Source organism: Arcticibacter tournemirensis (genome assembly GCF_006716645.1).
In the GTDB taxonomy this organism is placed as follows: domain Bacteria; phylum Bacteroidota; class Bacteroidia; order Sphingobacteriales; family Sphingobacteriaceae; genus Arcticibacter; species Arcticibacter tournemirensis.
The window spans coordinates 2391070-2406894 of the sequence record NZ_VFPL01000001.1 but is presented as its reverse complement, the minus strand read 5'-3'; the positions used below and the strand labels follow the sequence as shown (position 1 = coordinate 2406894).

12 protein-coding genes are annotated in these 15825 nt (G+C 46.7%); 8 read left to right on the top strand and 4 right to left on the bottom strand.

Annotation, left to right across the window (positions count from 1 at the left end):
- Positions 1-2: 2 nt before the first annotated feature.
- Positions 3-815 (bottom strand): heme/hemin ABC transporter substrate-binding protein, encoded by an 813-nt coding sequence (locus BDE36_RS10030; RefSeq protein ID WP_141814760.1) that lies wholly within the window; start codon positions 813-815, stop codon positions 3-5.
- A 98-nt stretch (positions 816-913) separates the two neighbouring features.
- Between BDE36_RS10030 and BDE36_RS10025 the strand changes: the two genes are divergently transcribed.
- Positions 914-1912, top strand: a complete 999-nt coding sequence (locus BDE36_RS10025) for an AraC family transcriptional regulator (RefSeq protein WP_128769132.1) — start codon at positions 914-916, stop codon at positions 1910-1912.
- Here BDE36_RS10025 and BDE36_RS10020 read toward each other — a convergent pair.
- The gene (locus BDE36_RS10020; protein WP_141814759.1) at positions 1893-3380 is read right to left on the bottom strand and encodes a PAS domain-containing sensor histidine kinase; all 1488 of its coding nucleotides are present in this window, start codon (positions 3378-3380) and stop codon (positions 1893-1895) included. The two genes, BDE36_RS10025 and BDE36_RS10020, sit on opposite strands and share 20 nt — an antisense overlap.
- A 161-nt stretch (positions 3381-3541) precedes the next feature.
- On the opposite strand from BDE36_RS10020, the gene BDE36_RS10015 reads away from it, so the two are divergent.
- From BDE36_RS10015 to BDE36_RS10005, 3 genes are all read left to right on the top strand, one after another.
- The gene (locus BDE36_RS10015; RefSeq protein WP_141814758.1) at positions 3542-4150 is read left to right on the top strand and encodes a cyclodeaminase/cyclohydrolase family protein; all 609 of its coding nucleotides are present in this window, start codon (positions 3542-3544) and stop codon (positions 4148-4150) included.
- 432 nt (positions 4151-4582) lie between these two features.
- Positions 4583-5668, top strand: coding sequence for a hypothetical protein (locus tag BDE36_RS10010; protein ID WP_141814757.1), 1086 nt, complete (start codon positions 4583-4585; stop codon positions 5666-5668).
- A gap of 120 nt (positions 5669-5788) precedes the next feature.
- Positions 5789-6340 carry a flavin reductase family protein gene (locus BDE36_RS10005; protein ID WP_141814756.1) on the top strand — a complete coding sequence of 184 codons (552 nt, stop codon included), beginning with the start codon at positions 5789-5791 and terminating at the stop codon, positions 6338-6340.
- 8 nt (positions 6341-6348) lie between these two features.
- Here the strand turns inward: BDE36_RS10005 and BDE36_RS10000 are convergent, their stop codons facing one another.
- Together BDE36_RS10000 and BDE36_RS09995 are read right to left on the bottom strand one after the other, a co-directional pair.
- Positions 6349-7098, bottom strand: a complete 750-nt coding sequence (locus tag BDE36_RS10000) for a GNAT family N-acetyltransferase (RefSeq protein ID WP_141814755.1) — start codon at positions 7096-7098, stop codon at positions 6349-6351.
- Between the two features lie 24 nt (positions 7099-7122).
- Entirely contained in the window at positions 7123-9093 is a 1971-nt protein-coding gene (locus BDE36_RS09995; protein WP_211360917.1) for a S9 family peptidase, read from the bottom strand.
- Between the two features lie 297 nt (positions 9094-9390).
- On the opposite strand from BDE36_RS09995, the gene BDE36_RS09990 reads away from it, so the two are divergent.
- The 4 genes from BDE36_RS09990 (at position 9391) to BDE36_RS09975 (ending at position 15815) form a co-directional block, all read left to right on the top strand.
- Positions 9391-10743 (top strand): S41 family peptidase, encoded by a 1353-nt coding sequence (locus BDE36_RS09990; protein WP_141814753.1) that lies wholly within the window; start codon positions 9391-9393, stop codon positions 10741-10743.
- A gap of 108 nt (positions 10744-10851) precedes the next feature.
- On the top strand, positions 10852-11445 hold the full coding sequence (locus BDE36_RS09985; protein WP_141814752.1) for an RNA polymerase sigma factor: 594 nt from the start codon (positions 10852-10854) through the stop codon (positions 11443-11445).
- 96 nt (positions 11446-11541) lie between these two features.
- Positions 11542-12516: a FecR family protein gene (locus BDE36_RS09980; RefSeq protein WP_141814751.1), complete on the top strand. Its 975-nt coding sequence runs from the start codon at positions 11542-11544 to the stop codon at positions 12514-12516.
- Between the two features lie 26 nt (positions 12517-12542).
- Positions 12543-15815, top strand: a complete 3273-nt coding sequence (locus tag BDE36_RS09975) for a TonB-dependent receptor (protein WP_141814750.1) — start codon at positions 12543-12545, stop codon at positions 15813-15815.
- The last annotated feature ends 10 nt before the right edge of the window (positions 15816-15825 follow it).

Sequence of the window (15825 nt, the reverse complement as noted above, 5' to 3'; positions counted from 1 at the left end):
TCTCAGAGAATTTTATTATGAAGGTCTTTTATTGCTGCCGGAAGCCTTAAACTAAATCCACTCAGAAGTTCACCGTCCATACTCACAATCTTACGATTCCTCCCGGCGGTAGTCTGGGCCACACCCGGCACTTTAAGTAAGCCTTCCGGGCCGTTAAGGCTCTTCAGCCCGCTATCAAATAATAGAATCGCATCAGGATCGGCGGCAACCAGGGCCTCTGCGGTCAGCGGCTTGTAATCCTCGAAACCGGCAACGGCATTTCTGGCTCCGGCAAGCATGATCATTTTTTCAACCGGGGTGCCCGTCCCGCTCACCATCATCGTTCCTGTGCCACGGGCATAGATAAACAGCACCTTCTTGTTTACCGGATTTATCTTTAAACCCTTCATCTGCTGGTCAAACTGATTTTGTATCGCCTCTGCTTTAGCCTGCGACCCTACAGCCGAAGCTACCCCGCGAAGCAACGCCTTTACCCCATCGGGCGACAGCTCCTGTTTAAACAGCACTGTTTTCACTCCGGCCGACTTCAACTGCTGTAATAATTGCGGGTTCGTATTCTCCGTAAGCCCAAGAACCAGAGTCGGACGCAGAGCCAGAATTCCTTCAGCCGAAATATTCCGGTTGTGTCCAACCTTTGGTTTTTGTTTTAATGATAACGGATAGGTGCTCGTAACATCAACACCGGCAATCTGGCTCTCAAGGCCAAGTGCACACAACATTTCACTGATGGTGCCACTTAAGGAAACTATGCGCTGCTGTGCTTCCGCAAATGAAGTAAAGAGCAGGCAGAGCAAGAAAAGATAGATTTTTCTCATAGCTTATTTGTAATTAGTCTTAATAAGCTGCAAATTTGGGCTCTAAAGCTCAAAGCGGTTAACGTCAGAGGGATTTATATAAACGTGAAAAGGATTATATGCAATTCGACATTACCGGAAACGAAAAGACGGAAATTTGTGTCAGTGTCAGCATCAGCGCAGGTGATGTTGCTTCCGGCAAGGATTTAAGGCAACGAACTATACATCAGAACAAGGCGGAGCTGCAGTGGTGGAGCTTTGAGGGTATCCATATTATCCTGGTAAAAGCCGAAAAAGGCCGCCTGAAAATATGCAACGAAGTAAAGGAACCGTATATCACAACCTACGGCCTTCTTACAGGAGATCTGGTCTCAGAAAACATCAGCGGTGAAATAACCTTTTTCAATCTTACGGCCGGCCAGCATAACTTGTATTATCCCGCTCCCCTTGTAAATATACTGCAGATGGAAGCTCCTCTCCAGGCATTCATCATTTATTTGCCAGAGCAATACCTGCTCCGGCTCCTGCATAACACCCAGGGTATATCCTCCTATCTGAGGGATCATATTCTAAACAAAAAAGCTTTTATTACAGGAGCCTTGCCGGTTAATCCGAATATTTACCAGATTATAAACACCATAAAAACGAAGCAGCAGCATGGAGATGCCGGAAGAATTCTTTTAGAAGCAAAAATGCTCGAACTCCTTTCGGTCCAGCTTGAACAGCTCGATCAGACCTACATAAAGAGCTCTTCCTCTTTTTTAAAGGCCCACGATATTGATAAAATATACTCAGCAAAGCTGTTTATTGAAGAAAATATACGAACCCCCTGTTCGCTGATTGAGCTTTCAAGGAAGGTAGGATTAAATGATTTCAAATTAAAGAAGGGGTTCAAAGAGATCCTCGGCACAACTGTCTTCAGCTATTTATCCGATTTCAGGATGGAACGTGCCAGGCAGTTGCTCGAACAAAAAAGAAGCGTTAGTGAAGTGGCCTACGAAGTGGGATACAAAAACCCGCATCATTTCACCGCGGCGTTTAAAAAAAAGTTTGGAATGTTGCCCAGCGTAATCACTAAAACAATGGCTGCTAAAAACACTATTCCTCCTTCCGCTTGAATGCCGGGATACTGAAATAGAACGTAGAACCAGATCCTTCCTGGCTTTCAACCCAGATCCTGCCATGATGCCTTTGAATAATCTCCTGTGATATAAACAAGCCGATGCCGAGGCCTGAAAAGGATGGATGTAATTCTTTGACACGGTAAAATCTTGAAAAAACATTATCAAGTTCAGCCTGCGGTATCCCTATGCCATAGTCACGCACGCTGATAATCAAATCATTGCCGGTTCGCACAGCCTCAACCACAATCTTATCCGCCTTGGGCGAATACTTAGCGGCATTTGTCAGCAGATTAGTTAATACCTGCTCTATTCGTTGACGATCAGCATATACATTCAGCTCTCCAATATCACATTTACATTCAATAACGTGTGTGACAGTGGTATGCTGAACGGAATCGATAACCTCCAATAAAAATGCCCCCAGAGGAAAAGAGATAAAGTCAAGCTGCAACTTGCCTGCCTCAATCCTGGAAACGTCAAGCAGGTCGGAGATGAGTCCCGAAAGCTTGTTAACATGCCTGATTGTCTTAGTTATTGATAGTGCAGTTTGCGCCTCACCCTTCAATTGTCTTTCAAGGAGCTGAACATACGCTTTTATGCTTGTCAGAGGCGTTTTCAGCTCATGGCTTGCCATCCCGATAAACTCATCTTTTGCCCGGTTTAATTCTTTCAGCTTCTCGGTCTGCTGTTCAAGCTGAGCTTGTATAGCAACCTGTTCAGTAATGTCGCGTGCAATCTTTGAAGCGCCGATCACTTGTCCCTGCCGGTTCTTAATTGGTGATACGGTAAGAGAAACTTTTATTTCCTTGCCGTATTTAGTGATCCGGGTGGTTTGAAAGTGCTCCACCTTCCTGCCTTTTGTGATACAGGAGATAATATAATCTTCTTCCTGCCGCTTTTCGGGAGGAATCAGAATAGTAATATGTTTTCCGATAACTTCCTCCTCTGTATATCCAAAAATAGCCTGCGCTCCGGGATTCCAGCTTGTTATAAAACCATTCAGGTTTTTGCTGATAATAGCATCGTCGGCAGAGTTGACAATAGCTGCCAGCATCGCCTGTTTTTCCTCTGCCTGCTTTTGCCAGGACGAAATATCGCGTGCTATCATGGCAAGCCCCGTAATACTTCCGTCTTTGTTGCGAACAGGTGAAAGGTTAACCGAAACATTGATTTTCCGTCCGCCTTTGGTCAGTCTTGATGCGGAGAAATGACCTACTCTTTCGCCGTTCAGCACACGGATGGCCAATTGTTCCTCACGTTCCTGCTGGCGGGGAGGTATAATCATTGAAATATGCCGACCAAGCGCTTCAGCGCTCGTAAACCCGAAGATCCGTTCTGCCGCCGGGTTCCAACTATCTATAAGCCCCTCTATATTTCTGCTGATTATTGCGTCTTCTGCCGAAAAGATAATAGACGATAATCGAATCAAATCAGGGTTAACAATCTCATGAGCATCTTGCATTTACCCTTGTTTATAAATTACATGTTGCAACAACAAAGCGTTAACAACAAATACCTTTTGTTGTTTTCCCCTTTTCAGAAATATTTCTTTTCAAGAAAGTCCCGGATCATTTTCCTCAAACAACTTTGGCCGAAAAGAGTAATCATTAAAAGAGCAAAACGATGCAGCAGCGGGAACCATCAGAAAGTATCGGGAATATCACATTAAGCCAATTTCTGCAGAAGGTTACGGAAAAGAAGCCCGGGATTACCGGTGGCTGCGTTGTCCTGGTCACGGCCAATATGGGACTTACTCTAATCCTGATGTCGCTAAAATTGTCGCAAAAGAAGATTAGAGATAAAGTGATTAAACTGTTCCTTAAAGAACAGACAACACAACTGCAGACGCTTCAAACTTCACTTATGCAGGCGGCAGACCTCGACCTTGAGATATTCAACAGGCTGAGGAGCATGCCCCGTACATCGCGTGAAAAACAAAAAGATCCCTTATACCATACTTCGTTGATAAGCGCTATAGAATCGCCTCTGGCAGCGTTAAGCCTCCTCAACGAAATCATGTCTATTGTGAGGCATTGTACAAAACACTGCAAAAAAACCTTTATCAGCGATATGGAATCAGGCTGCTTAATCTTAAGCTCCGCATTCCGTGGTTTGGTTTTAATAGCCGAAAGCAACATGCATTCTCTACCCAAACATGAAAAAGAGTACTATACCGGAATAAAAAACAGCAGGCAGGAAACCGGCGAAAACTTAATTACAGAGCTTAATTGAGCAATCCTTCTTCCCTGCTTCAAACCACCCATTGGAGTGCTAACGGATATCCATATTGCTTCACTTAGGCTAATGATTCCCTACTGTGAGTCTACCTTTTCGGCAAAAAGGTAGACTCACAGTACGATGAACTGACTTTGTATGGAGGTAAACAGATAATCAAAGGATAACCAGAAGCAGGCTATTCTCCGGCCATGATGCGTCCGGATCAGGAGTATAACAGGATGTTGAATGGGCCGCAATCCAGAGGAAATCAGCCACTTAATTAAAATGATTATAAATTAAAATTTCCTGTTTCATCTTTTTGCAGTTCTTATCAACTTTACTGATACATCAGCTAAAGCCGCCGACCTCCGCATCGTGTTACCGTCCTAACCCTGCCCTGTGCCAGCTGCTGATGGCTGAAGCAATTTAAAAAAAGGAGGAAAATATATGGCAGTAATCGATATTAAAGGAGGCATCCACGGCACTGCAGGCTCCGTGGTATACCGCAGCTACGGGGGAATGAACATCGTTCAGAGCCGTCCCCGGCGGTTCAAACAAACAGAGGCCAGCCAGGAGGCTGCCGGAGAATTCGGACTGATCAGTCAGGCATCCAGGGTGATCCGGGAAGCTTTCAGGCCCTTTTACCACCACTTTCATGACGGGGGGATGGTGAACCGCATGACGGCCGCCGTCTCGCGCAGTATCCGGGGCAGCCGCAGCCGGGAGCGTGGTGAGCGCGACCTGCACGACGGGGAGCTCTCCTTCCTGGAGGGACTGGAGTTTAATGAAAACTTTAAGTTTTCGCAGGCCCTGCAGTTCAAACCGCAGGTAAAGCGCAATGAGAAGGGACAAGTAAGCATCAGCCTGCCGGAGATCTACTCCCGCAGGGACTTTGTCACCCCTTTCAGGGACAACGGTAAGGTGAAGAGCTTCCGGCTCAGCTTTGTACTGGCTGGTTTTAACTTCAGGGAAAAGTTCTATGAGTATATCGGGGAAAAGAGTGTCAGTATACACGTGGGCAGCGTGATTGCCGCCCGCGAGCTGGTATTTGAGGACGAAATACCCAAAGGTTGCCTGCTGCTGGTGCTGGGTATGCTGGAATGTACAGACATGAACGTATACAAAAACCAGCTGGAATCGATCAACAGCAGGGATTTCAACCCGGTAAGCCTGATCGCGGCATTCCAGTCAGAAGATGAAGCAGAGGCAGGATACGGAGAAAGCAGGGCCATCCTGCACCATGAAGAGGCAACAGCGACGGGCATCCCTACCCGTACCCAGCTGATGGCCGCTTACAGGGGGAACGACTTTCTGAGCAGGATACGTAATCAAAAGGAGGCGCCGGCGGGTCAGCAAAAGACAAGCAAAGCAGACGGGAGCCCGGGGCTTTCGGATCAGGAACGACAGCAGCAGCTTCAGGAGATGGGGCAAGTCGTAAGGGAGAAACTCAGGCAGATGAGCGAGCAGTCGGCCATAGCTGCCAGAGAGGCCATTGACCTGAGCAAGCTCATGAAAAAAAGGGTGGATTTTTAGAGGGATACTTTATTGCAAAAACGGTTATATTTGAATTGTATACAAGCTACAGAAAACAGCAGGATCAGCGTTTTCAAAAGAGCTCTTAACGCCACATTTGTCTAACATACAATCAAAACGATGGAAGAATTTGCAGTAAACAAGGTTTTTCGCCTTCTCGAACCCGGACCGGTAGTGCTGGTTACCACCAGCTTCCAGGGCAATATGAACGTTATGACGATGGGTTTTCACATGATGGTTCAGCATGAACCTCCTTTAATCGGAGCTATCATCGGGCCATGGGACCACAGTTATACTGCGCTCAAAGAAACCGGCGAATGCGTTATCGCAATCCCGACTGCTGCACTTGCCGAAAAGGTAGTTGACATTGGCAACTGCTCTGGCCGCCATACTGATAAATTCGCCACATTCGGACTTACATCTTCCCCTGCAGGCGAAGTTGAAGCGCCCCTGATCAAAGAGTGCTATGCCAACATCGAATGTAAGGTGGTCGACAAAACATTAGCGAACAAGTACGATCTCTTTATACTCGAAGCAGTAAAGGCATGGGTTGATCCGAAACTCGAGGGACAACCCACGATGCACCATAAAGGCGACGGAACATTCTCCCTCGACGGCAAGGTCATTAACCTCCAGGACCGCATGGTGAAGTGGAAGCAATTCCGGGATTAAAGCCTTCACTAATTCTTTATGAACTTATCAAAATAAGTCTCATTCAGAATATGCTGTGTAACGAAAGAGCCATCTTTGAAGATGCTGTAATTGGTTACAGGAACAAAGTGATTTTGCGCCTGTTCTTTGCTGGCAATCTTCACCGTTTTTAATTTATACCCTTTCTGCTCCGCTACGGTTTCAAGCCCGGCAACGTAATACTCCGTAAAGGGGCAGCCATTGGTATAATATACAGTCAGCCCTTCTTTATTATCGCACTCGGCCTTCTTCGCGCAGTCTTTAAACTTCGGAAGCGGCGCATCATCTCTTAACGGCTTGTATAACAGCTCAAAATAGGGCTCCGCTGTATCGCAAACAACGAAGCCCTGTTTAATAAAGAATTTCTTATCGGACATAAACGACTGCTTCTTCGCAGATACTACTACGATAATGCCGTTTTTACCATCGGAATCTTTCAGGCATTCTTCATAAAGCCTTTTCCCGTAACCCTTACCCTTAAACTGACCGGAAACCCAGAAACAGTTAATTAACATATAACCCGGAGCGTCGACAGGGCACCAGGCGTTTTCAGCCGGGATGTACTCAATAAACACTTTCCCCCTCACATCCAGCTTCTTAAAAGTGAACCCTTCAGTCAGTTGGTCCTTTATCCACTTTTTCTTAGCCTGATAGCCACCCTGGCATTTCTGATCTGCAATTGCGCAGCAGATATGTTCGGTATCGATATTCTCAGCAGTTAATTTAATTATCTCTTCCATCCAGGGTCATCCTAAAGGTATCAGTTATTTCAGATGACGGGCAAAGAAGCCGATCATGCATTTATATAGTTCGATACGGTTATCCTCGTGACCGAAGCCATGGCCCTCGTTATATTTCACCATATAGGGAACATCAAATCCACGGCTTCTCAGGCTTTTCACGATCTGATCCGATTCATTAATGTTCACGCGGGGATCATTGGCGCCCTGCACCACGAAAAGAGGCTTCGTGATCTTAATGATGTTCAAAGCAGGTGAAACCTGTTCCATGATCTTCTTGTCCTCTTCACTTTCGGGATTATACCACTGTTCGTAAACCTGGGCAAGGAATGGCTTCCAGTACGGAGGGAACGATTTATAGAAGGTAAAGAGATTGGATACCCCAACGTAGTCAACACCGCAGACATACAGGTCGGGTGTTTTAACCAGGCTGCCAAGAGTTGCCAGTCCGCCATAACTACCGCCATAGATGGCGATCTTCGAGTCGTCAATAAGCCCTAAAGTTTTCACATACGCCACGCCATCCTCAAGGTCGTTCAGCATGTTGCGGCCTATCTGCCGGCTCCCGGCAAGGGAAAACTCTTTACCATAGCCGCCGGATCCCCTGTAGTTTACCTGCAGGGTTGCATATCCGCGACTGGCAAACAACTGCGTTTCGGGATTGAAGCCCCACTGATCGCGCGGACCGTAAGGGCCGCCATGAGGATTCACGATAAGAGGCACCTTCTTACCATCTTTAGCCTCCTTAGGAATAGTTAAATAACCATATACGGTTAATCCATCCCTTGAAGTAAATTTAACCGGTCTCATTTCCGCCATATCGGACTCTTTCAGGTTTGGCATCAGGTCGAGAAGCATGGTAAACTTATCCGTAGCAGCGTCGTAACTGTAATATTTACCGTAAAGCCTGTCGCTGGTCACATAAAGCAGGTATTTATCTTCTGCATCCGTTTTGCTAACCACTCCAAAATCATAATCACCGAACTGCTTTTTAAACTTCGCATACAGTTTTTTGAACGTGTCGCTCACGGGGACAATCTCCGACCGTTCGCCCATATAGCTGTAATAATCAACCTCATAATTGCGTTTTCTTGAAGTTACAAGACCTTCAGAGTCGTATGTTTTATTGTTAAAAAGGGTTTTAACCGGTTTATTATTCTTCAGATCGTAGAGTTGTATCTCCGCTGTGTTACTGTTGAGGTTTGACAGAACGTATGCCAGATGCTGATTTCCAGATGTATAATCAAAATCGATAATCGTGAACGTATCCTTCCAGGTTGTTTCCTTTATTTTCTTAAACGGAGCAGCGGCCGACTCGCGGTAATACAGAACATAGTTGGTTCCGCCCTGCTGTTTCGTATAGGCACGAAGGTTACCATCCTTATCGAAGTCGTATCCCGAAATGGGGTTAGCCGCATCCTTGTTTTCAAACAGCTTTTCAAGAGCCCCGGTTTTGATGTTGATCTTATAAGGCTCGAAGATCTCGGGGTTATCTTTATTCATCTGGATGATCATGTAATCGGGCTGATCTTTCAGGACCTTCACAATCTCCACCCTTACCTTATCAAAGGGAGTGAGCGGCAGGTTATTGCTTCCGTTAAGGTCGACGGCAAAAAGGTGGTAGTTTTCATTCCCACCCTCATCCTGAATATAGATAAGCCTTGTATTATTCACCCAGCCATAGTCCCTGATCAGCTCCTTCCCTTCCTCCAGAATTTTCTTCACCTCGCCGGTAACAACATTTTTCACATACACATGCCGTTTCCCGGCAGCATCCTTTTCCCGGTAAGAGAAATATTTCCCGTCGGGCGAGAGCTTAAAAGCCGATTGTTTGGGCCGGGAGAAATAGTCGGGCACGGCATATTTATACGTTCTTGTTTCTGAAGCGGCCAGGGCCGCAAGTTCCTCCTTCGAAGAGGGCAGCGTGGTGTCGCCGGGCAGGCTCGCAGCCTGCTGAGCCGACGCTCCGGCTCCGGAGAGGCAAATAGCAATCATTAAGGGACAGATTTTCATAAAAAGTTCAGAGCATTAGTTAAATAATCTATAGAATTGAGACGCACAAAATAGAAGGAAAGTTACGATTATAATCTTAAATTAATATTAACTTTGCATTACCCTGGGATACAGGAATTTTCCAGGAATTGCAATGAATAAAAGAAAAGAGGCTGGTTCATTCGGGCCAGCCTTCTTTTCTGCTCCCCTTCTTCATCTCCGGTAAGGATAACAAAAAGGTAACGTTAACTTCATGTTGTCTTCTTAGCTTCATACAATCAAAAGCTTCTGAGCCCCGCAATGATTCATTTCAATCCGAAAGTAAAAGGAACATGCTACGTATTGTTAGTGTTGCTCCTTTACCTTAATGCCTGCAAAAAGGAAACGGATCCCGAGTTTTCGCCCGGCACAAATGCCTTTATTAACGACTGGGTAATGGATAGCATGAAGGTTTATTATTACTGGAACAACAGCCTTCCGGCAAAGCCCGATTACGATCAGGAGCCACTTCAATTCTTTTCCGCGATTAAAAACAAAACAGACCGCTTTTCGCAGCTGATCAACCCGGATGTACCTGAAAGCTATCCCCGCACACTTTACTCAGATTTCGGAATCGACCTGGTAACTCTTAGTTCTGCCGGCAAAGATCAAACAATTATACGACTGGTGGTACCCGGCTCCGATGGTTATCAGGCGGGATTGAAACGGGGCGACACGGTACTTTCCATCAATGGTACTGCAGTAACAGCGTCAAACATAAGTGCTCTTACCGAAGCAAGCCTGAAACAGGGCAGCATCACGCTGGATGTGGAGGGAAAACCGGGGCCCTATAAGATCGATGGATACCTGAAGCCCGGTCCGGTATACACCACGCAGGTATGGGAAAAGGGCGGAAAAAAAACAGGCTACATCTTCCTGAATAACTTTGATATCAGGGCACTTTCAAAACTAAAAGAAGTATTCGCCGGCTTCCAGGGCCGGCAGGTAAACGAGCTGATCCTCGACCTTCGCTACAATACCGGCGGAGAAGTGTCGGTGGCCGCTGCACTTGCGGCGATGATCTGCCAGGCCGGCCAGGAGGCTATCTTCCTCGAATATCGCGGAAATTCTCTGGCAGGCGTTCAACGACATAGCTTTGGCTATGAGATCAGCCGCTTAATTACACCGCTTAATTATAGCCAGTACACCAGTTTAAGGCTAAACATAAACAGGGTATTTTTAATTACCGGGAATCACACCGCGTCGGCAGCCGAGCTTCTGGCAAATAATTTACCTCCGCATATCCCCACTATCCGCATTGGAGAGAAGACCTTAGGAAAAGATATGGCAGAATACGAACTGGCCGACCACCGCAAGCCGCAACTCGCCGGCCGCTGGGTTATCTGGCCCCTTGTGTTCAAAATTTACAACTCGGCAGGCATTGGCGACTACACCGACGGACTCCCGCCCGATGTTGAAGCCGACGAACTCAGCGTACTTCCGCTTAAACAGCTGGGAGATCCGGAAGAAACGCTGACGCAAAAGGCCTTAGCCCAAATTACAGGCATCAAAGCAAGCGTTCGCGGCCGGGCTGCCGCAGAAAAAGCTCACAGGCTTTACGACTCCAGGGATAAAGACGATCGCATGCCCAGTCCTATCCGGGTAAGGCGGTAAACTAACTGAATGGCGGTCTGGCTATAAGCTTAATACACATTTAACACTGACGGTAATTTCCCTTAATAGTGGTTCTTTTTATTTGTTGTGCATTTAACAGTTCAGCTTATGCTTGGTCAGGATATTATTCGGGACTTTACGGAGGGAAATACCGAAGCATTTGAAAGGATCTATGGTGTATTTTACAAGGAGATCTTTGCCTATTGCTACCGGTACAGCCTCTCCAGGGAGAACGCCGAGGAGCTCACACATGACATTTTTCTTCAGCTCTGGAAAACACGCGATTACATTGAGCCCGAACAAGGCATTAAAGGATACCTGCTTACGATATCCAAAAACATTGTTTTCACATGGCTCAGAAATGCATCCAGGAAGAAAAGAATGCGGACAGAGATCGAAACCTATTTTATCCTGCAGCAGGAAGAGCATTTACCCGAAAAGCGTCTCGAAGCTTCCATGAGCCTCTCCTCTTTCCGTAATACACTTAACGATCTGCCGCCAAAAAGGAAGCTGGTATACGAAATGATCCGCTTTAAAGAAATGACCTATAACGAAGTCGCCGAGCAGCTTTCCATCAGTCGCGATGCCGTAAAAGACCATATGGTAAAAGCGAATCGCGTTATTCAATCTATGAAAAGCAATAAAAACTATATGGATTATATAACGATCCTGTATTTTCTGCTGCTTCCGGCTCTTCTCTAACCCTTCCCGCAAAATTTATTTTTCCTGGAGCTACCCTAAGCCTGCCCCACTGGTAGTATTTAGTTATAGTTGGCCGCCTTTGGCAGATTATAGCATATGGAATACGACAGAAAAAAAGATTTACACCGGAGATATCTCAGCCGCGAGCTTACAGCCGAAGAGCTAAGGGAGTTTTTCAGTATACTTGAACAGAGCCATGCAGACGACCTGCCCGGCTTCGACGACGTCGCCTCCGACTTCCCCACAGCGCTGGAGCCCTCTGAGAATCTGGCTGCAAAAATCATCAATAAACATGATAATACCAGGAGCTTATGGCTAATCACCAAAAGAAGCGCTGCAGCTGCTATTGCGGTATTGATGCTTTTTGGCGCCTGGAAAGGATATCTCGAATACAGCTATATTCAGAAGACAAAAACTTTTGCAACTATAAAGGTTCCGCAAGGAAAAATCACTAAACTAAAGCTCGAAGATGGTACAGTCATTACCTTAACTTCAGGCACCACATTTAAATATCCGCAAGCCTTTACGCGGACAGAGCGCCGGGTATATCTGCTGGACGGTCAGGCTTTCTTCGAAGTAGCGAACGATAAGAGCAAGCCCTTCCGCGTAAACTCAGGCAAACTATCAACAACTGTACTAGGCACCTCCTTTATCATCAAACATTACAAGGACTATGGTTACGAAAAAGTAAGCCTGTATACCGGCAAGGTACGCGTAGACCGTAACGGTATTAACGGCCGTCCTGTAATCCTCCATCCCGGGCAGGAATTTGATTACCACAACGGCACTCTGAGTACCGTAAAGGGATTCGATAACTCCCGGGATCCGGAAGAATCCGGGACGCTCGATTTCAATCGCACCGACTTCAAAGACGCCGTCTATAGCATGGCTTCATATTATGGGGTAAAGATCCTCTTCAATGAAGACGAATTTAAAGAGTTCCGCATCAGCGGTAATTTCAGCAGCGGCTCCGTTGAAGAGATGTTACAATCGTTAACATTTATCTACCCGTTTAAAGTAAAGAAGACCGGCTCTTCAACCTACAAACTCATACGTATCGACAAGAACTAAAATCCTCAATCCAGCCATTCAAAATTATGATTTTTAATTTATTCTTAAACGTACAGTCAAGAACCACCCCGCTTTCTTTTCTTTTTATTCTGTTCACCGTCGTTCTGAGCACGCCGCTTTTCGCCCAGGCGGGTAATAATGCGGATTACAGAACCCTCACAAGGCCCGTAACGGTCAGCTACGCACAGACGGGCGCAACAGTACTAATACAAGAATTAGGAGCACAGACCCACTATAATTTCATTTACAACCCTAATGAGCTGGAGAAAGTTGAACTGAAAAAAGTTAGCTACCACAAAGAAGCACTAGGAAAGGTACTCGAAAAATTAACAGAATCAGGCTTGAACTTTGCGATGTCGGGGAATGCTATTTATGTAAAATATCAGGAACCACAGCCGGTTAAAAAGCAGCAGACAGGAAGCATCGGCGGCAAAGTTATCGACGACAAAGGCGAAACCTTGCCGGGTGCCAGCGTAAAAATCATTCAGACCAGACAGGGTGTCAACAGCAGTGTCGACGGGTCCTACCAGCTAAGCATACTTCCGGGCACCTACACGATAGAGGTAAGCTATATCTCCTTTCAAACCAAGCGCATTGCCGACGTGGTGGTGAAACCTGGACAGTTAACAAAGCTCGACATAGTATTAAACAGTTCCTCCAGCGCCTTGAAAGAAGTAGTTGTTCAGTCGTCTTATAAAAGAGAATCGATCAACGGCCTTTATGCGCAGCAAAAAAACAATGCCTCCATTACCGACGGTATTTCGGCAGAGCAGATTGCCCGCACGCCTGATAATAACCTCGGACAGGTTTTGAAGCGTGTGAGCGGCGTAACCACTATCGATACCCGCTATGTAGTAGTACGGGGAATGACAGAACGCTACAACCAGGCCATGCTCGATGGTGTTATTATCCCCAGTACCGACATGAACCGCAGGAACTTTTCCTTCGATGTAGTGCCCCAGGAGCTGGTAAGCAATGTAGTAGTGAACAAAACCGCCAGCCCCGACATGTCGGCAGAGTTTTCAGGCGGGCAGATCCTGATCAATACCCTGGATATCCCCGAAAAAAACTTCACTTCCTTCACCATAGGTACCGGTTACAATACCCGCACCACAGGCAAGGACTTCGTGCAGTTAGGCGGCCGTGGAAAATACGATTACCTGGGCTTTGACGACGACCGCAGAAAAACACCCACCGGACTTCAGTCCTGGACGCAAAGCTCCGGTCCGCTCCCCGCTTATGCTATTGAACAAAGCAAGCAGTTTAACAGCGCCCAGTTACGGGCCTACACCTATACAGGTAGTCCGAATCAGAATTACCGCTTTTCGATCGGACGGCTGTATCAGCTGAAAGAAAGCTTGAAATTAGGTTTTTCCGGCGGTGCAACATACAGAAATACCCAGGAAACCAACCCATTTGAAACCATCCGGAATTCGAGTATCGGCGTCACCAGGGAAGACCCCATAGACAGCGCATCTCTGAGAGGCTCGGGCGACATACACAAATTCAACACCACTATCGGCGGTGTGCTGAATGCCGGAATCCAGGGAGAGAAATTCAGGATAGTTTCGAAAAACTACTATTCGCACGTTTTCAGCGAAACATCCCAGTATGCAAGCCGCTACGATGCACCGGATAACCGGCGGTTTCTCGAATTACTCGGCATTCCCGAATATACTTCCGTTTACCAGAGTAAGCTCGAAGGAGAAAATGTGATCGGAGCTAAAGGCCTGAAGTTTAACTGGAGCGGGGCCTTAACCAATATCAGCCAGGATGTTATGGACATGCGCAGACTCCGTTATAACAATACAGCCACCATTGCCGGAGTTGACTATTACGACTCGCCCAATACTTCAGTATTCAGCAACGGATCGGGCCTTTACGACTATCGCCTGTCTACGGGGCTTGAAGAAAGGGATTATAACTGGTCGGCCAGCGTTAGCTATCCCTTTGATTTCCTGAAAGACAAGAGCGTCGTAAAAGCGGGGTATTCAGGATGGCACAAACATCGCTCTCTGGGTTCTACAGAAGCCAGGATCATCAACCAGGATAATGTAAGTACGACAGGCCGCTACGAGGACATTATGGCTCCCGACCGCATAGGCGCCGGTGCAGACTCCGCTTTCTACTATACAGACGCCGCCAGGAACGGCACACAGTATATCGGTTCTTCCAAATACCATTCAGGGTACCTGATGCTTGATCAGCGGTTCTTTCAAAAGCTGAGAGCGGTTTACGGGATCCGGGCAGAGAACTTCAACCTCGCTAACCGCCAGGAGCAGTTTCTCCGGTCGCCTACGTTGAATGGCTTTGAGAAAGTTGACCCTTATGTCACCGGCGAAAAAAACTGGCGTTTCCTGCCATCTTTAAACCTTACGTACAGCCTGAACAGCAAAATGAACGTCAGGGCGGCCTATTCTACTACCATGGTAAGGCCGGATTTCCGTGAGACCTCTTATTTCGAACTATACGACGCTTATTTAGATGCCTTCATCAGCGGATGGAACGTGGTGAGCACCAAAATCCGCAATTACGACCTTCGTTATGAATGGTATCCGGCCACGGGGGAGATCATATCCATATCTGCATTTTATAAGGACTTTGATAAACCACTTGAACTGGTAGATCAGAGCGTTACGGGCGGAAGCGGCAGATCGCGCTTTCTCCGTTTTCAAAACCAGAGTAAAGCCGTTAATAAAGGCTTCGAACTGGAAGTCCGTAAATCGCTGGGATTTATAGCCGCAAAAAAGTGGCTGCAAAACCTCACCCTGTTCGGCAACGGAACCTGGATGAGTTCTGAGGTGGATGCTGTTGACTACGGGGTGGTAGCAATCGAGAAAGGCCAGTCATTTACGTTAGTGGAAAAGCCGGTGCCTGGTATAAAACGCCCCCTTTACGGGCAATCGCCATGGATGCTCAATGCAGGGTTCAGCTATAACTCAAGCTATTTTGGCGCAAACGTTAGTTACAACCGCTCCGCCTACCGCTCGTATGTAGTGAACTACGACCCGGGGAAAATAGAATATGAAAACGGAAGAAACCTCGTCGACCTGCAACTGAGCACGCGGCTGATCAGGCAGAAAGCCGAAATAAAGTTCAACATCAGTAACCTGCTCGACGAGGCGACTATCTTTTACACCAATCCAACAGCATACGAATACGAAGGAGGGGAATCGGCGGATAACGGTTTTACACGTACAAATGGCACCGACGCCTACGAAAGAGATAAAGGCGACCGGATCTCTTACCGGGTAAAAAACGGCAGGACAGCGAGCCTCACATTTACATATAAGTTTTGAAATTTAATTT